The sequence below is a fragment of the Saccharopolyspora sp. NPDC045839 genome (assembly GCF_056431645.1).
The window spans coordinates 512,106-533,923 of the sequence record NZ_JBWKKH010000001.1 but is presented as its reverse complement, the minus strand read 5'-3'; the positions used below and the strand labels follow the sequence as shown (position 1 = coordinate 533,923).

Annotated in this window: 2 protein-coding genes; both read left to right on the top strand. The window is 68.5% G+C overall.

The features are described 5' to 3' along the window. The first annotated feature begins 70 nt into the window (after nt 1-70). Nucleotides 71-12,826, top strand: a complete 12,756-nt coding sequence (locus tag AC07EQ_RS02130) for an amino acid adenylation domain-containing protein (RefSeq protein WP_478386096.1) — start codon at nt 71-73, stop codon at nt 12,824-12,826. Continuing rightward, nucleotides 12,823-21,762, top strand: coding sequence for an amino acid adenylation domain-containing protein (locus tag AC07EQ_RS02125; protein ID WP_478386095.1), 8,940 nt, complete (start codon nt 12,823-12,825; stop codon nt 21,760-21,762). The genes AC07EQ_RS02130 and AC07EQ_RS02125 overlap by 4 nt, the downstream gene beginning before the upstream one ends. Nucleotides 21,763-21,818: the final 56 nt, after the last annotated feature.

Here is a 21,818-nt window from a genome sequence, read left to right as displayed (position 1 = left end):
CTACCGCGCCGGGCGGCCTCCCGATGCCGTCTCCGCCTGGTTGATGACGATTTGAAGGAGTCGGGCCTTGGTGGCGTTGAATCCTGTCCGGGGCAACACGGTGCCGGAGCTGTTCGAGGCGCAGGCCGCTCGCGATCCGGAAGCGATCGCGGTGGTGGCCGAGGACGCCACGCTGACCTACGCCGCGCTCAACGCCCGCGCCGACGACCTCGCCGGACTCCTCTTGGAGCGTGGTGCGGGAAGCGAGACCAGGGTGGCCGTGCTGCTGGACCGCTCCGCGGATCTGGTCGTGGCGTTGCTCGCGGTGCTGAAGGCGGGCGCGGCGTACGTTCCGCTGGACCCGCGTCACCCGGCGGACCGCATTCGCTTCATGCTGCGGGACTCCGCAGCGTCGATGCTGCTGACGGACGATGCCGCACCGGAACTCGTCGAGTCGATCGACGTCGTCGTGCTCGACGACGCGGCCGACCGGGCGGCACCGAAACCCGCGGTTCCACCCGACCCTCGGCAGCTCGCGTACGTGATGTACACGTCCGGTTCTTCCGGGCTGCCGAAGGGAGTTGCGACCACCCACGCCGACGTGGTGGCGCTCGCGTCGGACAGCGCATGGGACTCCGGGCAGCACGAGCGCGTCCTGGTGCACTCGCCGTGCGCCTTCGATGCGTCGACGTACGAGTTGTGGGTTCCGCTGCTGCGCGGCGGCCGGGTCGTGGTCGCGCCGCCGGGGGACCTGACCGCTCATGCGCTGGATCGCTTGATCACGGAACACCGCATCACCGGACTGTGGCTCACCGCAGCCCTTTTCAACGTCTTGGCGGACGAACGGCCGGCGGTCTTCGCCGAGGTGGGCGAGGTTTGGACAGGTGGGGAAGCCGCTTCCGCGGCGGCCTTTCGCCGGGTCTTGGACGCTTGCCCGCGGACGACGTTGGTGAACGGGTACGGCCCGACGGAAGTCACGACGTTCGCGACCAGCCAGGTGGTGCGCCCAGGCGCGGAACTGGGGAACGGTGTCCCGATCGGTGGTCCGCTGGACGACACGCGTGCGTACGTGCTGGACGCGGGCCTGCGACCGGTGCCTCCGGGCGCGGTGGGCGAGCTGTACGTCGCAGGTGCCGGGGTGGCGCGCGGGTATTGGGGGCGTGCCGGTTTGACGGCCGAGCGGTTCGTGGCGGACCCGTTCTCCGCCGGTTCCCGGATGTACCGGACCGGGGACCTGGCCCGCTGGAACCCGGAAGGTGCTTTGGAGTTCGCCGGGCGCGCCGATGACCAGGTCAAGATCCGCGGCTTCCGGATCGAGTTGAGCGAGGTCGAGGCCGTCCTGAGCGCCGATCCCCGGGTGACGCGGTGCGTGGTGGTGGCCCGGGAGGACGGGCCGGGAGACAAGCGGCTGGTCGCGTACGTCGTCGCCGGGCCGGACGGGTGCGAGCCGGCCGAGGTGCGGGCGAACGCGGCCCGGCTCCTACCGGATTACATGGTGCCCTCGGCGGTCGTGGTCCTCGAACGCTTTCCGTTGAACACCAATGGGAAGGTCGACCGGGGCGCGTTGCCGGTTCCCGAGGTCGTGACCGGGAAGGGGCGGGGCCCCCGCACGCCCCGCGAAGACCTGCTGTGCGGGTTGTTCGCCGAGGTGTTGGGCGTGGCGGGGGTGGGGGTCGGCGACAGCTTCTTCGAGCTGGGCGGCCATTCGCTGCTGGCGACGCGGTTGGTGAGTCGTGTTCGCGCCGCGTGTGGCGTGGAGTTGTCCGTACGTGCGGTGTTCGAGGCGCCGACGGTGGCGGAGCTCGCTGCGCAGGTCGGCGCTCAGGAGGGTGGGGCGAGTCTGTCGTTGGTGGCCGGGGACCGGCCGGAGCGCATTCCGCTGTCGTTCGCCCAACACCGGCTTCGGTTCGTCGACGAGCTCGAAGCCGCCGGGTCGGCCTACCACATTCCGCTGGCATGGCGGCTGACCGGCGAGGTCGACATTCCGGCCCTTCGCGAGGCGGTCTGGGACGTGGTGGACCGCCACGAAGCACTTCGGACGGTGTTGCCCGAGGTCGATGGCGTGCCGGAGCAGAAGGTGCTCCACAGCGCGCGGAGCGTCCTGGACGTTCCGGTGTTGCGCGCTTCGGCTGGTGAGGTCGATCGGGTCGTGGCCGACCACGCGGAGCAGCGGTTCGACCTGTCCCACGAGGTGCCGGTTCGTGCGCGGATTCTCGTGGTGGACGGGCAAGAGGTCGTGCTGTCGGTGGTGTTGCACCACATCGCCGGTGATGGGTGGTCGGTGGTCCCGCTGGTGCGGGATTTGGGCACGGCGTATGCCGCGCGGTGCGTCGGCGAGGTGCCGGATTGGCGGGATCTGCCGGTGCAGTACGCGGATTTCGCGCTGTGGCAGCGGGAAGTCCTGGGGCGTGAGGATGATCCGGGGAGTGTGATCTCGCGTCAGCTGGAGTTCTGGACGGGCGAACTCCGCGGTCTTCCGGACGAGATCGCGCTCCCGGTGGATCGGTCTCGTCCTGCGGTTGCTTCGCATTCGGGGCGCCGGTTGGGTTTTGAAGTCTCGCCGGAGTTGTACGCGGGTTTGGCGGGTGTGGCCGGTGAGTGCCGGGCGACGGTGTTCATGGTGGTGCAGGCTGCGTTGGCGATGTTGTTGACGCGGTTGGGTGCGGGTACGGACATTCCGATCGGAAGTCCGGTCGCTGGTCGTACGGAGCAGGCGACCGAGGATCTGGTGGGGTTCTTCGTCAACACGCTGGTGTTGCGGACCGACACATCGGGTGATCCGAGCTTCCGGGAACTGCTCGCGCGGGTCCGTGAGACGAACCTCGCCGCTTACGCCCACCAGGACTTGCCCTTCGAGCGGCTCGTCGAGGCGTTGAACCCGCAGCGCTCTCTTGCCCGGCATCCGCTGTTCCAGGTCATGCTGGCGTTCCAGAACGTCGAGCAGGCGAGCCTCAGCCTGCCCGGCGTTGAGGCAGAAGCCTTGTCGGCGGTCGACGGTTCGGCGAAGTTCGATCTGACCTTCGAGCTGACCGAGCGGCGTGGTGAGGGGCTCGCCGGTGAGCTGGAATTCAGCACGGACCTGTTCGATCGTGCCACCGCGGAACAACTCGCCGCCCGGCTGGTGCGCGTGCTGGAAACGGTTGCCGCGGAACCGGATGTCCGGGTCGGCGACATCGACGTCCTGACCGAGGACGAGCGCTACCGGTTCCTCGAACGCCCGGATGAAGCACCGGACGTCCCGGTGTCGACCCTGCCGGCCTTGTTCGAGGCCCAGGCGGCGGATTCGCCCGATGCCGTCGCGGTGGTCTGCGGCGACGAGTCGGTGTCGTACGCCGAGTTGAACGCTTGCGCGAACCGGCTTGCTCGCCACTTGGCCGCCCGCGGCGTCGGCCCGGATTCCGTGGTGGCATTGATGTTCCCGCGGTCGGTGGAGATGGTCGTGGGCATGCTGGCGGTGTTGAAGGCGGGTGCCGCGTACCTGCCGATCGATCCGGACCAGCCGGCCGAGCGCATCGGGTTCATGCTCGCCGACGCCGATCCGGCGCTGATGATGACGGTCCGCTGGGCCGAGGCCGGACTACCTCGCGGACACGGGTTCCCGGTGCTGACGGTGGACGATCCGGCCTCCGCCGAGGTGGTGGCCGGGATGTCGGGTGTCGATCTTTCCGATGCGGATCGTGCACTTCCGCTGGACACCGGTCATGCGGCGTACGTGCTGTTCACATCGGGGTCGTCGGGGCGGCCGAAGGGCGTGGTCGTCACCCATGCCAACGTCGCGCGGCTGCTGGCGGTCGGTCGAGCCCGCTTCGGCTTCGGCCCCGACGACGTGTGGACCTTGTTCCACTCCTACGGGTTCGACTTCTCGGTCTGGGAGTTGTGGGGCGCGTTCTCGTGCGGCGGCCGGCTGGTGGTCGTCCCGTGGGAGGTGTCGCGCTCGCCCGGCGAGTTCGCCGAGCTGCTGGTCCGGGAGCGCGTGACGGTGCTGAACCAGACGCCGTCGGCGTTCTACCAGCTGGTGCGAGAAGCTCAGGATGGCCGGCTTTGGGAGCGGGGCTGCGTCCGGTACGTGGTCCTGGGCGGTGAGGCGCTGGATTGCGGCCGGGTCCCGGATCGGGGTGACGGCCGGGGCCCGGTGGTGGTGAACATGTACGGCATCACCGAGACGACCGTGCACGTCACCCACGCCGAGATCGGGGCCGGTGATGGCGGGCGCGGCAGGATCGGTCGGCCCCTGGCCGATCTGCGGGTGCACGTGCTCGACGCGAACCTGGGACCGGTGCCGGTGGGCGTGGTGGGCGAGATGTACGTCGCCGGCGCTGGCGTGGCACGGGGCTACGCCGGGCGACCCGGGCTGACCGGGCAGCGGTTCGTCGCCGACCCGTTCGGCGAGGCCGGTGGGCGGATGTACCGCAGCGGGGACCTGGCCCGCTGGAACCGGCACGGCGAACTGGAGTACGTCGGCCGGGCAGATGATCAGGTGAAGGTTCGCGGCTTCCGGATCGAATCGGGCGAGGTGGAGGCCGCGCTGGGCGCGCATCCTCGGGTGGCGCGGTGCGTGGTGGTCGCGCGCGAGGACCGGCCCGGCGACAAGCGGCTGGTGGCTTACGTCGTGGCCGATGCGCACGGCTGCGACCCGGGCGAGGTGCGGGCGTTCGCGGCAGGGCGCCTTCCGGACTACATGGTGCCCTCGGCGGTGGTGGTGCTGGATGACTTGCCGCTGACGGCCAACGGGAAGCTCGATCGCCGCGCGCTACCCGCACCGGATCTCGGCCCCGCGGCGGGGAACGTGCCGCCTCGGACGCCGCGCGAGGTGTTGTTGTGCGGGTTGTTCGCCGAGGTGCTGGTCGTGGAGGGGGTGGGGATCGACGACAGCTTCTTCGAGCTGGGCGGGCATTCGTTGCTGGCGACCCGGTTGGTGAGTCGCATCCGTGCCGCGTGCGGTGTGGAGTTGTCGGTGCGTGCGGTGTTCGAGGCGCCAACGGTCGCCGAACTCGCTGCGCGGATGGAGAGCAGCGACGTACTGGCGGGTGCTGCCCGGGGCTTGGTCGCCGATGTGCGGCCGGAGCGGGTGCCGTTGTCGTTCGCGCAGTACCGGTTGTGGTTCGTGGACAAGCTGGACGCGGTTGGTTCGGCGTATCACATTCCGCTGGCGTGGCGGCTGTCCGGCGAGGTCGACATCCGCGCGTTGCGGGAAGCGGCGCGGGACGTCCTGGCGCGGCACGAGGTGTTGCGGACGGTCTTCCCGCAGGACGAGGCCGATGTTCCTCGGCAGCGGATCCTGGACACCGAAACCGCGTGGGAGCTGGCGGCCGGCGGAACCGGAGTACCGGAGATCGCCGCCGGCGAGGTCGCCCGGGCGATGGCCGAGGAAGCCCGGCAGGCTTTCGACTTGGGTGTGGAGCCGCCGATCAGGGTGCGTTTGTGGGACGTCGCCGAAGGCGGCCACGTCTTGCTGGTGGTGTTGCACCACATCGCCGGTGATGGGTGGTCGGTGGTGCCGCTGCTGCGGGATTTGGGCACGGCGTATGCGAAGCGGCGTACCGGTGCGGCACCGGGTTGGCAGGACTTGCCGGTGCAGTACGCGGATTTTGCGTTGTGGCAGCGGGACGTGCTGGGCAGTGAGGAAGATCCGGGCAGTCTGATCTCTCGCCAGTTGGAGTTCTGGAAGGACGAGCTCCGCGGCCTTCCGGAGGAGATCGTCCTTCCGGCGGATCGGTCTCGCCCGGCGGTCGCCTCGCATTCGGGTCAGCGGTTGGGTTTCGACGTATCGCCGGGGCTGTATGCGGGCTTGGCGGATCTGGCCGGTGAGTGCCGGGCGACGGTGTTCATGGTGGTGCAGGCCGGGCTTGCCGCGTTGCTGACGCGGTTGGGCGCGGGTGTGGATATCCCGATCGGGAGTCCGATCGCCGGGCGTACGGAGCAGGCGACCGAGGATCTGGTGGGGTTCTTCGTCAACACGCTGGTGTTGCGGACCGACACATCGGGCGATCCGGGCTTCCGCGAGCTGGTGGCGCGGGTCCGGGAGACGGACCTGGCCGCGTACGCCAATCAGGACCTACCGTTCGAGCGTCTCGTCGAGGCCATCAACCCGCAGCGGTCGCTGGCTCGGCATCCGCTGTTCCAGGTGATGTTGGCGTTCCAGAACGTTGAGCAGACGGATCTGGAGATTGCCGGCGCCAGAGTGGAATCCCTGCCGGTGGACGGTGCGGCGGCGAAGTTCGATCTCACCGTTGAGCTGACCGAACGGCGTGGTGACGCGGGCGAGCCGTGGCTCGCCGGCGAGCTGGAGGTCAGCACGGACTTGTTCGATCGGGCGACCGCGGAACAACTCGCTGCCCGACTGGTGCGCGTGCTGGAAGCCGTTGTCGAGGATCCGGACGTTCGGCTAGGAGCGATCGACGTTCTCACCGGCACCGAACGGGATCAGTTGCTCGAGGTGTGGAACGGGCGAGGTGTGGTCGTCGCCGAGTCGACTCTGCCGGAGTTGTTCGAGGCTCAGGTTGCGCAGTCGCCGGATGCCACTGCGGTGGTGTGCGGTGATGAGTCGGTGTCGTATGCGCAACTCAACGCGAGGGCGAATCGGCTGGCTCGGTGTCTGCTAGATCGCGGTGTTGGGCCGGGTTGTGTGGTGGGGATAGCTGTTCCGCGCTCGGTTGAGATGGTCGTGGCGGTGTGGGCGGTGCTCAAAGCGGGTGCTGCGTACCTGCCCATCGATCCGGGTTTTCCGGTTGAGCGCGTCAGGTTGATGCTCGCCGACGCCGGTCCGGTTCTGGTGGTGACGACCGTCGAAGCCGGACGAGCGCTGCCGCAGGGTTTTCCGGTTCTCGTGGTAGATGACCCGGGCATTGCGCCTGTGTTGGCCGGGTTCTCGGATGCGGAGCTCACTGGCGGGGATCGGGCTGGTGCGGGTCTCGACGATGCGGCGTACGTGTTGTTCACGTCGGGTTCGTCGGGGCGTCCGAAGGGTGTGGTGGTCACTCACCGGAATGTGTGCGGGTTCGTTTCGGCGATAGATCCGTGGTTGGCGGTCGAGCCGGGGGATCGGTTGCTGGCGGTGACGACGTTGTCGTTCGACATCGCCGTGGTGGAGCTGCTGGCGCCGCTGCTCGCCGGCGCCTCGGTCATGGTCGCGACCAAGGTGGAGCTGGCGGATCCGCCCGCGCTCGCCGGGTTGGTGGCCGAGTGGGGTGTGACGGTCATGCAGGCCACGCCTGCCCTGTGGCAGGTCGTGGCGGCCGAGACTCCGGCGATGTTGCGTGGGCTGCGGGTGTTGACCGGCGGCGAGGCCCTGCCGGAGCACCTGGCGGTCCGGCTGGGGATGTTGGCCGGTGAGGTGGTCAACCTCTACGGGCCGACGGAGGCCACGGTGTGGTCGACGGCGGCGGAAATCGACCGAACGGGTTCGGTGTCCATCGGCCGACCGCTGGACAACACCCGCGTCTACGTCCTGGATGCGGGCCTGCGGCCGGTACCGCCCGGTGTGATCGGTGAGCTGTTCATCGCCGGTGATGGTGTGGCGCGGGGGTATCTCGGGCGTCCTGGGTTGACGGCCGGTCGTTTCGTGGCTGATCCGTTGGGTTCTGCGGGTGGGCGAATGTACCGGACCGGGGATCTGGCGCGCTGGAACCGCGATGGCGAGTTGGAGTTCGTCGGTCGGGTCGATGATCAGGTCAAGGTTCGTGGTTTCCGGATCGAGCTGGGTGAGGTCGAGGCGGTGCTGGCTGCTCATCCGGCGGTGTCGCAGTGCGTGGCAACGGCCCGTGAGGACCGGCCGGGCGAAAGCCGTTTGATCGCCTATGTCGTCGCTCGCAGGGGCGAACTAGACCCTGCGGACTTGCGGGATCACGTGTCCCGCAGCCTGCCGGATTACATGGTCCCTTCGGCAGTGCTGCCCCTGGAGCATCTTCCGCTCACCGCGAACGGGAAGCTGGACCGAAAGGCGCTGCCCGCTCCGGACTTCAGTTCCGGACCGGCGAAAGCGTCACCTCGGACACCGCGCGAGGAACTGCTCTGCGAGTTGTTCGCCGAGATCCGAGGCTTGCCGGAGGTGGGCGTCGAGGACAACTTCTTCGATCTCGGTGGGGACAGCATCGGGTCCATGCAGCTGGTGAGCCGCGCCCGAAGCGCCGGACTGGTGATCACCCCTCGCCATGTGTTCGAGCACAAGACGCCGGCGGCATTGGCGGCCGTCGCGGGGGTGCTCGAGGGCTCGTCGGACAGCTCGGACGAAGCCGGCGAATCCGATTCGGTGCTGGTCGTGCTCGATGCGGCTGAGGCGCGGTTGGTGGAGGAGGTGGTCGGCGGGGCGGTGGATGTCCTTCCGCTGTCGCCGCTGCAGGAAGGGTTGCTGTTCCACGCGGTCTTCGATGACGGATCGAATGATGTCTATTCGGTGCAGCTGGTTTTCGAGCTGTTGGGGGAGGTGGATGGGGAGAGGTTGAGGCGCGCAGGGGACGCCCTGCTGGCGCGGTATCCGAACTTGCGGGCGTGCTTCGTTCATGAGGGGCTGGGTCGTCCGGTTCAGGTCGTGCCGGGGGAGTCGGATATCGGCTGGACAGAGGTGGACCTGTCGACCTGTGCGGAGACCGAGCACGAGGCGGCTCGGCTGTTGGAGGCGGATCGGGCCGATCGGTTCGATGTGCAGCGGGGGCCGCTGCTGCGGATGATGTTGGTTCGCCTGGGGGACGGGCGGTCCCGGCTTGTGGTGACCACACACCACCTCGTGCTGGACGGCTGGTCACTTCCGTTGCTGGTGCGAGAACTGTTCGCCCTGTACGAACGACGCGGCGATGACGGCGACTTGCCGGTTCCGGGGAGGTACCGGGACTTCCTGGCGTGGCTGAGCAATCGTGACCGGGACGCGGCATTGGGAGCGTGGCGTGAGGCGTTGGAAGGTGTTGAGCCGTTGCTGCTCGGCTCTGGGGATCGGGTGCCGGTCGTACCGCAGCGGTTTTCGCTGGACTTGCCGGAGGAGCTGACCGCAGGGCTGGTGGAATGGGCCCGGGCTCGTGGGCTGACGCTGAACACGGTGGTGCAGGGCGTATGGGCACTGCTGCTGAGTCGGTGGACCGGCCGCGGGGATGTGGTGTTCGGGTCCACCGTGTCAGGTCGTCCTCCGGAGCTCCCGGGCGTGGAGTCCATGTTGGGCCTGTTCATCAACACGATCCCGGTCCTGGTCCGGCTGGATCCCGTGGAGTCGATCGCGGAGATGCTGGTCCGGTTGCAGGCGGAGCAGGCGCGACTGCTGGACCACCAGTACTTGGGTTTGGCGGACATCCAGCGTCAGGTGGGGACCGGTGAGCTGTTCGACACCGCCATCTTCTACGAGAACCATCCGATCGACCTCGATGAACTGTCGAATCCGATGCGCGAGTTGCGGATGACGTCGGCGGAGAGCCTCGACGCCACCCACTACACCCTCAACCTCGCGGTGATGCCCGGCGAGCGGCTGCAACTGCGCTTCGGCTATCGCCCCGACGTCTTCGACCAGGCCACCGTCGAGACGCTCGCCGGCCGCCTCCAACGCATCCTCGAAACAGTTGTCGAAGATCCGCACCAGCGGGTGGGGCGCATCGATGTCCTCACCGAGACGGAGCGCCGTCGGCTCCTCGCGGATTGGAACGCGGCCGAGGTCGAGGTTCCGGCGGTCACGCTGCCGGAGTTGTTCGAGGCTCAGGTCGTGCGGTCGCCGGAGGCCACGGCGGTGGTGTGTGGTGGTGCGTCGGTGACGTACGCGGAGCTCAATGTGAGGGCGAATCGGCTCGCGCGTTGTTTGGTCGGGTGGGGTGCTGGTCCGGAGCGTGTTGTCGCGTTGGCGCTTCCGAGGTCGATCGACATGGTCGTCGCTGTGCTGGCCGTTCTCAAGGCCGGGGCCGCGTATCTGCCCGTTGACTTGGGTCATCCCGCCGAGCGAATCCAGTTCATGCTCGACGATGTCAAGCCGGTGTTGGTGGTGACGGCCGGTGATGTGGGGGATGTCGTTCCTCCTGGGGTGCCTCGTCTGGTGGTGGATGATCCGGTGGTGGCCGGGTTGTCGGGTGCGGATCTGGCTGACGGGGATCGGAGTGGTCCGCTAGCTGCGGGGAATGCGGCGTACGTGTTGTTCACGTCGGGTTCGACGGGGCGACCGAAAGGCGTCGTCGTTGGGCATGCGGGTGTCGTGGGTTTGGCGGTGTGGGCCGCGGAGGCGTTCGGCGATCGGTTGCGGTGCGTGTTGGCGTCGACGTCGTTGAGTTTCGATGTTTCGGTTTTCGAGATCTTGGTGCCGTTGACGGTGGACGGCCGGGTCGTGTTGGTGGACGATCTGCTTTCCCTGGTGGATTCGCCGGAGTTGCTGTCCGAGGTTTCTCTCGTCAGCGGTGTTCCGTCGGCAGTCGCGGGCTTGCTGGGGGCGTGCGACATGCCGGAGAAGCGGAGCGTCGAGACGCTGGTGCTGGCAGGTGAGGGGTTGCCGGCGTCGTTGTTGTCGCGGGTGAGATCGGTGTTCCCGGATTGCTTGGTGGCCAACATTTACGGGCCGACCGAGGCGACCGTGTATGCGACGGCGTGGTTCTGGCGCGATGACCGGCCGGTGGAGGTGCCGCCGATCGGCCGGCCGATCGCCAATACCCGGGTTTGTGTGCTGGATGCCGAATTGCGGATGGTACCGCCCGGTGTGGTGGGAGAGCTCTACCTCGCGGGAAGTGGGCTGGCCCGCGGCTACTCGGGGCGTTCCGGCCTGACCGCGGATCGTTTCGTCGCCGACCCGTTCGGCTCTGCGGGCGGGCGGCTGTACCGGACCGGTGACCTGGTGCGCTGGAACCGGGATGGCGAACTGGAGTTCGTCGGGCGGGTCGATGACCAGGTGAAGGTGCGCGGCTTCCGGATCGAGCTCGGCGAGATCGAGGCAGTGCTGACCTCCCACCCGCGAGTGGCTCACGCCGTCGTCGTCGCAAGGCAGGATCGGCCGGGGGAGAAGCGGTTGGTGGCCTACGTGGTGCCGACCGGCGACGGCTGTGAGCCGGACGGGCTGCGGGATCACGTCGCCAGGGCCCTGCCCGACTACATGGTGCCCACCGCGGTCGTGTTGCTGGACGGATTGCCGTTGAACTCCAACGGGAAACTCGATCAGGAGGCGCTCCCCGCGCCCGAGGTGAAGGCAGGGGGAGGACGAGGTCCACGTTCCGAGCGGGAGGGGCTGTTGTGCGAGGCGTTCGCCGAGGTGCTCGAGATCGCCGACGTCGGCCCGGAGGACAGCTTCTTCCAGCTGGGCGGGGACAGCATCTTGTCGATCCAACTGGTCGCCAGAGTGCGCAGGGCCGGTTTGGTGTTGAGTCCGCGTCAGGTGTTCGAGCACCGGACTCCGGCAGGACTGGCGGTGGTGGCGGACTCGGGTTCGGCGTCGGCCTCGGTGGTTTCCGGGGTCGGGGGCGTGGCGTTGACGCCGGTGATGCATTGGCTGGGCGAACGGGGTGATCTGGGGGCGGCCTACTTCCAGTCGGTGGTGCTGGAGGTTCCGGCCGGATTGTCGTTGGGGGCCTTGGTAGCGGCTCTCGGGGCTGTGGTGGATCGGCATGATCTGTTGCGGGCTCGGTTGGGCGAGCAGGGTTTGGTGGTGCCGTCGGTGGGGTCGGTCGATGCCGCCGATCTGGTGGAGCGGGCCGACGTTCCTGAGGCTGATCCGGACTGGCGGGTCGTGCTGGCGGGGGCGGAGGCAGCCGCGGCGGCTGGTCTGGATCCCGCACGAGGGGTGATGCTCCGGGCGGTCTGGCTGGACGCGGGCGGTTCACGATCAGGACGACTTCTGCTGGTCGCCCATCATCTGGTGGTCGATGGGGTGTCGTGGCGCGTTCTGGTGTCGGATCTGCGGGAAGCGCACCAAGGGTTGGCCGCAGGGCGGCCCGCGGAGTTGCAGCCGGTCGGCACATCGTTTCGCCAGTGGGCCGGTCTGCTGGGCGAACTCGCGGAATCGCGGGCGCCGGAGCTGCCGATCTGGAAAGAGGTCTTGGCCCATCCCGGCGTGCGTGTGACCGATCGCGACGTTGCGGGTGGGGACACGGTGGCCGGAGTGCGGTCGTTGAACGTCTCACTGCCTGCGGAGCAGACGGCGGCGTTGCTGACGCGCGTCCCTGCGGCGTACTTCGCCGGCGTCGACGACGTGTTGCTGACGGCGCTGGCGTTGGCTGTGCGGCACCACACCGGCTCAGCGGGTGGCGTGCTGGTCGATGTGGAAGGGCACGGCAGGCACGAGGAGGTCGTCCAGGGGGTCGATCTGACCCGAACGGTGGGTTGGTTCACCACGTTGCACCCGGTGCTGCTGAACCCCAGCGAACTCGACTGGGCCGAGATCACCACCGGAGGCCCCGCGCTGGGAACAGCGTTGAAGCAGGTCAAGGAGCAGCTTCGGGCGATCCCCGACCACGGTTTGGGCTACGGGCTCCTGCGGTACCTCAATCCGGACACCGCGCCAGAGCTCGCGAGGCCGGCAAGCCCGCAGATCGCGTTCAACTACCTGGGGCGATTCGGCGCAGCTGCCGGCGGTGAGTGGGCCTGGGCGCCGGAGGCCGATGCCCTCGGCGGTGGTGCGGACCCGAGGCTGGGCGTGGGGCATGGCATCGAGATCAACGCGGTCGCGGAAGACCGTGCCGACGGGGCGCGGTTGACAGCGACGTGGTCCTGGCACACCGATGTCACCAGCCGCGAAGCCGTGCACGACCTCGCGCAGGACTGGTTGGCCGTCCTGAACGGACTCCTCGCCCACGCCGATCGGCCCGGAACAGGTGGACGTACTCCGTCGGACCTGCCCCTGCTCCAACTCGACCAGCACGACATCGAGCGACTTGAATCTTGGTGGAAGGACTCCCAATGACCAGCCCGGATTTCGAAGACGTTCTGCCGCTGTCGCCGTTGCAGGAAGGGTTGCTGTTCCACGCCGTTTACGACGGGGGAGGCAGCGATGTGTACGTGATGCAGTTGGTGTTCGACTTCGCGGGTGAGGTGAACGGGGAGGCGTTGCGGCGCGCCGGGGACGTGTTGTTGCGGCGGTATCCGAATTTGCGGGCATGCTTCGTTCATGAGGGGTTGAGCCGTCCGGTTCAGGTCGTGCCGCGGGATTCGGGTATCGGCTGGTCGGAGGTGGACCTTTCGGATCGCGAAGAAGCCGGGCACGAGTTGACGCGGCTGCTGGAGCGGGATCGGGCTGCGGGGTTCGATGTGCAGCGGGGCCCGCTGCTGCGGCTGATGCTGGTTCGCCTGGGGGAGGGGCGGTCCCGGTTGGTGGTGACCAACCACCACCTCGTGCTGGACGGCTGGTCGCTCCCGCTGCTGGTTCGCGAGCTGTTCGCCCTGTACGAGCGGCGCGGCGACGACGGCGATCTACCGGTTCCGGGAAGATATCGGGACTTCCTCGTGTGGCTGAGCAGCCGCGAACGAGAAGCTGCACTGGGAGCATGGGCCGAAGCGTTGGAGGACGCCCAGCCGTTGTTGGTGGGTTCGGGGGATCGGACTCCCGTGCTGCCGGACGGATACTCGCTGGAATTGCTCGAGCCCTTGACGACGGCCCTGGCCCGATGGGCCCGGGAGCGTGGGTTGACGCTGAACACGGTGGTGCAGGGTGCGTGGGGGTTGTTGCTGAGTCGGTGGACCGGTCGTGGGGATGTGGTGTTCGGGTCTACTGTGTCGGGTCGTCCTCCGGAGCTTCCGGGGGTGGAGTCGGTGCTGGGGCTGTTCATCAACACGATCCCGGTGCGGGTCCGTCTGGATCCGTCGGAGTCCCTTGTGGACATGCTGGTCCGGTTCCAGGCGGAGCAGGTCAGGTTGTTGGACCACCAACATCTCGGTTTGGCGGACATCCAGCGGCAGGTCGGCGCCGGGGAACTGTTCGACACCGCCATCGCATTCGAGAACTACCCGCTCGACCCCGACGAGGTGCTCAACCCGTCCTCCGCGATCACCGTTACGTCGGTGTCGAGCTGGGATGCCACCCACTACGCGCTCCACCTCGTGGTGATGCCCGGCGAGCGGCTCCGCCTGCGGTTCGGCTACCGGCCCGATGTCTTCGACCGCTCCACGGTGGAAGGATTCGCCGGACGTCTCGTCGAGATCTTGCGAAGCATCGTCGAAGATCCGGACCAGCGGGTGGGGCGCATCGACATCCTCACCGACGCCGAACACCACCGGCTTCTCGAAGAATCGAGCGGGAGCCGGACCAGCGTTCCGGCGGTCACGTTGCCGGAGTTGTTCGAGGCTCAGGTTGTGCGGTCGCCGGAGGCCACGGCTGTGGTGTGTGGTGGTGTGTCGGTGACGTATGCGGAGCTCAATGCGAGAGCGAACCGGCTGGCTCGTTGTTTGGTCGCACGTGGTGCTGGGCCGGAGTCCGTTGTCGCGTTGGCGCTTCCGAGGTCGGTCGACATGGTCGTCGCCGTGCTGGCCGTTCTCAAGGCCGGAGCCGCGTATCTGCCCATTGACCTCGACCATCCCGCCGAGCGAATTGAGCTCATGCTCGACGACGCCAAGCCGGTGTTGCTGTTGACGGCTTCTGCGGTCGAGGTCGGCATTTCCGACGAGGCCCTGCCCGTTGTGGTCGTTGACGACCCGGCGGTGGCCGGGTTGTCGGGTGCGGATCTGGTGGATGGGGATCGGTTTGGTCCGCTGTCTGCGGGGAATGCGGCGTATGTGTTGTTCACGTCGGGTTCGACGGGGCGTCCGAAGGGGGTCGCGGTCGCGCATTCGAGTGTCGCGGGTCTTTCCGCGTGGGCCGCGGAGGCCTTCGGCGATCGGTTGCGGTGCGTGTTGGCGTCGACGTCGTTGAGTTTCGATGTTTCGGTTTTCGAGATCTTGGTGCCGTTGACGGTGGGCGGCCGGGTCGTGTTGGTGGACGATCTGCTTTCCCTGGTGGATTCGCCGGGGTTGCTGTCCGAGGTTTCTCTCGTCAGCGGTGTTCCGTCGGCAGTCGCGGGCTTGCTGGGGGCGTGGGGCGAGTTGGAGGCACCGGGCCTGGAGACCTTGGTGCTGGCGGGCGAGGGGTTGCCGGCGTCGTTGTTGTCGCGGGTGAGGTCGGTGTTCCCGGACTGCTTGGTGGCCAACATTTACGGGCCGACCGAGGCGACCGTCTATGCGACGGCGTGGTTCTGCAACGACGACCGGCCGGTCGCAGTGCCGCCGATCGGCCGGCCGATCTCGAACGCCCGGGTCTATGTGCTGGATGCCGAAATGCGGTTGGTCCCACCGGGCGCGGTGGGAGAGCTCCACCTGGCCGGTTCCGGACTGGCGCGGGGCTACCTCGGTCGAGCCGGGTTGACCGGTCAGCGGTTCGTCGCGGATCCGTTCGCTGCTGGGGAGCGGATGTACCGGACCGGTGACCTGGTGCGCTGGAACCGGGATGGCGAGCTGGAGTTCGTCGGGCGGGTCGATGACCAGGTGAAGGTGCGCGGCTTCCGGATCGAGCTCGGCGAGGTCGAGACCGCCCTGACCTCCCACCCGCAGATCGCGCAGGCCGCGGCAGTCGTCCGCGAAGACCAACTCGGCGACAAGCGGCTCATCGCCTACGTCGTCCCCGACGCCGGCCGGCGGGAGCCTGGCGAGGCGGACCACCGAAAGGTCGGCGAATGGCAAGGGGTCTACGACGAGCTGTACCGGGAAGGCCCCGCCGCCGAGTTCGGTGCCGACTTCACGGGCTGGAACAGCAGCTACGACGGCCTCCCCATCCCGCTGCACGAGATGCGGGAATGGCGCGACGCGACGGTGGAGAGGGTGGCATCGCTCGCCCCGGAGCGGATCCTGGAGATCGGCGTCGGCACCGGCCTGCTGTTGTCGCAGCTGGCACCGAGGTGCGAATCCTACTGGGCGACCGACTTCTCGCCCGTGGTGGTCGAGGCGCTGCGGGACCGGCTCGACGGAGATACCGGCTACGCGAACGTGGAGTTGTTGTGCCGGCCCGCGCACGTGCTCGACGACCTTCCCGCCGACTTCTTCGACACCATCGTCATCAACTCCGTGGTCCAGTACTTCCCCAGCGTCGACTACCTGGTCGAAGTGCTGACCGCTGCCGTGCGGCTCCTCCGCCCGGGCGGTGCCGTCTTCGTCGGGGACGTGCGCAACCTCCGGCTGCTCAGGTGCTTCGCCACCGCCGTCGAGCTCGGCCGGGCGGACGACTCGACGCCGCCGTCGGTCCTGCGCAGGTCGGTCGAGCAGAACATCTTGCAGGAAAGGGAGCTGCTGGTCTCGCCCGACTTCTTCGCGCGGTTCCGCGACGTCGTCGAGGACGTGGGCGAGATCGATGTGCGGATCAAGCGCGGTGCGGGCCACAACGAGCTCACCCGCTACCGCTACGACGCGGTCCTGCGCAAGACGACCGATGTCGCCGGCCCGACCGGTGATGTCGCGGAACCGCTCGAACTGAGGTGGGGGCGCGATGTCCGGGACTTCGCCGGTCTGCGCGAGGTGCTTTCCAGCACCCGGCCCGAGCGGCTGAGCGTCTCCGGGATTCCCAACGCCCGCTTGACGACGGACCTGGCGGCCGTGCGGGCGGTCGAGCACGGCGCGGACGTCGAATCCGCGCGAGCCGAGCTGGTGCGGGATGTGGCCGGTGCCGAGCCGGACCCCGAGGAATTCAACGAGTTGGCGGCGGAGATCGGCTACCGCGCGGCGCTCACATGGTCGAGTGCAGCGGAAGAGCTCGATGCCGTGCTGGTTCGCAGCGACATCCTGGGCGGCGTCCGACCGCACCCATCCACCGGAGGCGCCGGGCGTCCCTGGTCGGCGTACGCCAACGACCCAGCGTCGTCGAGCGAGGTGGGGGCGGTCATCACGGCGTTGCAGCCCTACGTCGAGGAGCGGCTGCCCGCGCACATGGTCCCGGCGGCGATCGTCGCCGTGGACCGGCTTCCCCTGAACTCCAACGGGAAGTTGGACCGGCGGCGGCTACCGGCGCCGGACTTCGGCGGCACCACGTCGGGCCGCGAACCCCGGACGCCGGGGGAAGATCTGCTGTGCGAGCTGTTCGCGGCGGTGCTCGGCGTGCCGCGGGTGGGCGCCGACGACAGCTTCTTCAAGCTGGGCGGGGACAGCATCATGTCGATCCAGCTGTCCAGCCGCGCCCGCCGGGACGGGGTGGTCATCAGTCCGCGGCAGATCTTCGAGCACAAGACGCCCGCGGCGCTCGCGGCTTTGGTCGCCGAGGAGCAGAACGGCACGCACGAGCAGACAGCAGATTCGGCTTCGGTCGTGCTCGACGGGGCGGAGACCGCCCTGGTGGAGGAGGTGGTCGGCGAGGTGGCCGACGTCCTTCCGCTCTCGCCGTTGCAGGAAGGACTGCTGTTCCACGCCGTCTATGACGATGGCCTGGGGGATGTGTATGTCGTGCAGTTGGCGTTCGAGCTGCTGGGGGAGGTGGATGGGGCCGGGTTGAGGCGTGCCGGGGACGTGCTGTTGGAGCGGTATCCGAACTTGCGGGCGTGCTTCGTCCACGAGGGGTTGAGTCGCCCGGTTCAGGTGGTGCCCCGGGAGTCGGCTGTCGCCTGGTCCGAGGCGGATCTGTCGGCTTGCGACGAGGCCGAGCGCGAGGCGGAGCTGGATCGGCTGCTGGCAGCGGACCGGACGGCCGGCTTCGACGTGCAGCGGGGGCCATTGCTGCGAATGATTTTGGTGCGGCTGGGAGAAGGGCGTTCTCGGCTCGTCGTGACCAACCACCACCTCGTGCTGGACGGCTGGTCGATGCCGCTTCTGGTGCGCGAGCTGTTCGCCCTGTACCGGGCGCGGGGAGATGGGTCCGGGATTCCGGCTCCGGGGGCGTACCGGGACTTCCTCGCGTGGCTGGCGAATCGTGATCGTGACGCGGCGCTGGGCGCGTGGGCTGAGGCGCTGGACGGCGTTCAGCCGTTGCTGCTCGGCCCCGGGGACCGAGTTTCGGTTGTTCCACAACGGTTCGTGCTGGATGTTCCGGAAGGGCTGACGGCCGACCTGGTGGCGTGGGCCCGGGAGCGTGGGTTGACGCTGAACACGGTGGTGCAGGGTGCGTGGGGGTTGTTGCTGAGTCGGTGGACCGGTCGTGGGGATGTGGTGTTCGGGTCTACTGTGTCGGGTCGTCCTCCGGAGCTTCCGGGGGTGGAGTCGGTGCTGGGGCTGTTCATCAACACGATCCCGGTGCGGGTCCGGCTGGATCCATCAGAGTCCCTTGTGGACATGCTGGTCCGGTTCCAGGAGGAGCAGGTCAGGTTGTTGGACCACCAACATCTCGGTTTGGCGGACATCCAGCGGCAGGTCGGTACCGGGGAACTGTTCGACACCGCCACCGTCTACGAGAACTACCCGCTGGACCCCGACGAGGCGATCGACCCGGAATCCGAGCTCCAGGTGGGGTCGGTGTCCGGTTGGGACGCCACCCACTACGCGCTGAACCTGGTGGCGATCCCCGGCGAGCGGCTCCGGCTGCGGTTCGGCTACCGGCCCGATGTCTTCGACCACGCCACGGTCGAGGCGCAGTCCGCCCGGCTCCAACGCGTCCTGGAAGCGATCATCGCAGATCCCGACCGGCCGGTGGGCCGGCTCGACCTCCTCTCCAGCGCAGAACGCCGCCAACTGCTCGACGAGTGGAACGGGCGCCGGACCGGCACCCGGGAGACCACGCTGCCGGAGCTGTTCCGGACCCAGGTCGAGCGGACCCCCGATGCGGTGGCGGTCGTCTGCGGCGGCGAATCGGTGACGTACGCGGAGCTCGACGACCGGGCGAACCGGCTCGCCGGCCTGCTCGTGGGCCTCGGGGTCGGGCCGGAATCCGTGGTCGCGCTGGCGCTCCCGAGGTCGATCGACATGGTCGTGTCGATGTTGGCGGTGCTCGAATCCGGAGGCGCTTATCTGCCGATCGATCTGGACCACCCCGCTGAGCGGATCGACTTCGTGCTCGCAGACGCCAAGCCGGCGCTGCTGATCACCAACGGCTCCGGCGGGATGCGTGCCGACGTGACGACCGTGCTGCTCGACGATCCAGCCACCCTTGCGGGCCGCGCCGGGGCAGCCGCGCCGCGCCGATCGACGCCGCATCCGGAGAACATCGCCTACGTGATGTACACCTCGGGCTCCACCGGGCAGCCCAAGGCCGTCATGGTCGCGCACGCCAACGTCGTCGACCTGGTCGCGTGCGTGCGGGAAACGATCGGCGTGGACAGCCTGGGCCGGGTGCTGGCGGCGACTTCGCTCGGCTTCGACTTCTCCGTGTTCGAGATCCTCGTGCCGCTGATGGTCGGTGGCTCGGTCGAGGTGGTCCCCAACCTCTTGGCCCTGGCGGACGGCCCACCGCGTGGCGGGCTGGTCAGCGGCGTGCCGTCGGTGTTCGCCAGGGTCATCCAGGAGCAGGAGCGGCGTCCGGGAGTGGACACGGTCGTGCTCGGCGGTGAGCCGGTTCCACCCGAGTTGTACGACGGCATCCGCGCGGTCTTCCCCGGCTGCCGGGTGGCCAACATCTATGGTCCTACCGAGACGGTGGTGTACTCGACGATCTGGTCCTCCGACGGCGACCTGGACGGCGCCCCGCCGATCGGCAGGCCGGTGCCCAACACGCGGGTGCACGTGCTGGATCCCGAGCTGCGGCTGGTCGCCCCTGGCGTGGTGGGGGAGCTGTACATCGCGGGCAGCGGGTTGGCGCGGGGCTACTGGAAGCGGGCCGGGTTGACCGGTCAGCGGTTCGTCGCGGATCCGTACGGCCCTGCGGGCGGCCGGATGTACCGGACCGGTGATCTGGTGCGCTGGAACCGGGATGGCGAGCTGGAGTTCGTCGGCCGGGTCGACGATCAGGTGAAGGTCCGCGGTATCCGGATCGAGCCGGGCGAGATCGAGGCAGCGCTGACCTCCCACCCGCACGTGGCTCGCAGTGCGGTGGTGGTCCGGGAGGACCGGCCGGGGGAGAAGCGGTTGGTGGCCTACGTGGTGCCGACCGGCGACGGCTGTGAGCCGGACGGGCTGCGGGATCACGTCGCCAGGGCCCTGCCCGACTACATGGTGCCGTCCGCAGTGGTGGTGCTGGAGAGCTTCCCGCTGAACTCCAACGGGAAGCTCGATCGGCAAGCCTTGCCCACGCCGGCGGTGACCACCGGGCCCAGCCGCGGTCCTCGCACCGATCGGGAGCGGCTGTTGTGCGAGGCGTTCGCCGAGGTGTTGGGGGTCGCTGAGGTCGGCGCGGAGGACGGCTTCTTCCAGTTGGGCGGGGACAGCATCGCCTCGATGCAGCTGGTCGCCAGATTGCGCAGGGTTGGCCTGGTTCTGAGTCCTCGTCAGGTGTTCGAGTGCAGGACGCCTGCGGGACTGGCGGTTGTGGCGTCGTCGGGTTCGGTGCCGGCCTCGGTGACTTCCGGGGTCGGGGATGTGACGTTGACGCCGGTGATGCGCTGGCTGGACGACCGGGGTGGGCTGGGGTCGGTCTTCTACCAGTCGGTGGTGCTGGAGGTTCCGGCGAGCTTGTCGCTGGACGTGTTGATGGGTGCCGTCGCGGCGGTGGTGGATCGGCATGACCTGTTGCGGGCTCGGTTGGGCGAGCAGGGCCTGGTCGTGCCGTCGGCGGGGTCGGTGGATGTCGCTGATCTGGTGGAGCGGGTAGCGGTGCCCGAAGCCGTGGATTGGGCTTCGGTGCTCGCCGGGCGGGGCGAGGCCGCCGCGGCTGGTTTGGATCCCGCGCTAGGTGTGATGCTCCGGGCGGTCTGGTTGGACGGCGGTGGTTCGCGGTCCGGCCGGTTGTTGGTGGTGGCTCATCATGCGGTGGTCGATGGGGTGTCGTGGCGGGTGCTGGTGTCGGATCTGGGGGAGGCGTGTCATGCGCTGCTCGCGGGGCGGTCAGTCGAGTTGCAGCCGGTGGGTACGTCGTTTCGCCAGTGGGCCGGTCTGTTGCGGGAGCTGGCGGAATCGCGGGTGCCGGAGCTGTCGGTGTGGAAAGAGGTGCTGGCTCATCCCGGCGTGCGTGTGACCGATCGCGATGTTGCGGACGGGGACGCGGTCGCCGGGACGCAGTCGTTGACGGTGTCGTTGTCGGTGGAGCGGACGGCGGCGTTGCTGGCGAGGGTTCCTGGGGCGTTCTTCGCTGGTGTCGATGATGTGTTGCTGACGGCGTTGGTGTTGGCCGTGCGGCATTGCGCGGGTATGCCGGGTGGTGTGCTGGTCGATGTGGAGGGGCACGGCCGGTACGAGGAGGTCGTCCCGGGGGTTGACTTGACGCGGACGGTGGGTTGGTTCACCACCTTGCACCCGGTGTTGCTGGATCCCGTCGCCCTGGATTGGCGGGAGGTCACCTCCGGAGGCCCGGGTTTGGGGACGGTGTTGAAGCAGGTCAAGGAGCAGCTTCGGGCGATTCCTGATCACGGCCTGGGTTTTGGGCTGCTGCGGTATCTCAATCCGGATACCGCGCCGGAGCTCGCGAGGTTCGCGCGTCCGCAGATCGCGTTCAACTACCTGGGGCGTTTCGGCGCGTCTGCCGGTGGTGAGTGGGGCTGGGCCCCGGAGGTCGACGCGCTCGGTGGTGGTGCCGATCCGGCGTTGGGCGTGGGGCATGGCATCGAGATCAACGCGATTGCGGAGGACGGTGCCGATGGTCCGCGGTTGAGCGCGACGTGGTCCTGGCACACCGCCGTTACCAGCCGTGAAGCGGTGCACGACCTGGCGCAGGACTGGTTGGCGGTCCTGAATGGACTCATCGCCCACGTCGATCGGCCCGGCACGGGCGGACGCACTCCGTCGGACCTGCCCCTGCTGCGGCTCGACCAGCACGACATCGAGGAGCTGGAAGCGGATCTGGAGCTGGAGTGGGAAGACCTCGACCGCTGATCGCGGCGGCCGGCCGTTTCGGCGGGCGCCACCACTCGGGGCGCTCGTCGAGAGGA

What these genes read in the sequence shown, in the direction of transcription:
- AC07EQ_RS02125 (WP_478386095.1), top strand. Translation starts at nt 12,823, where the DNA reads ATGACCAGCCCGGATTTCGAAGACGTTCTGCCGCTGTCGCCGTTGCAG.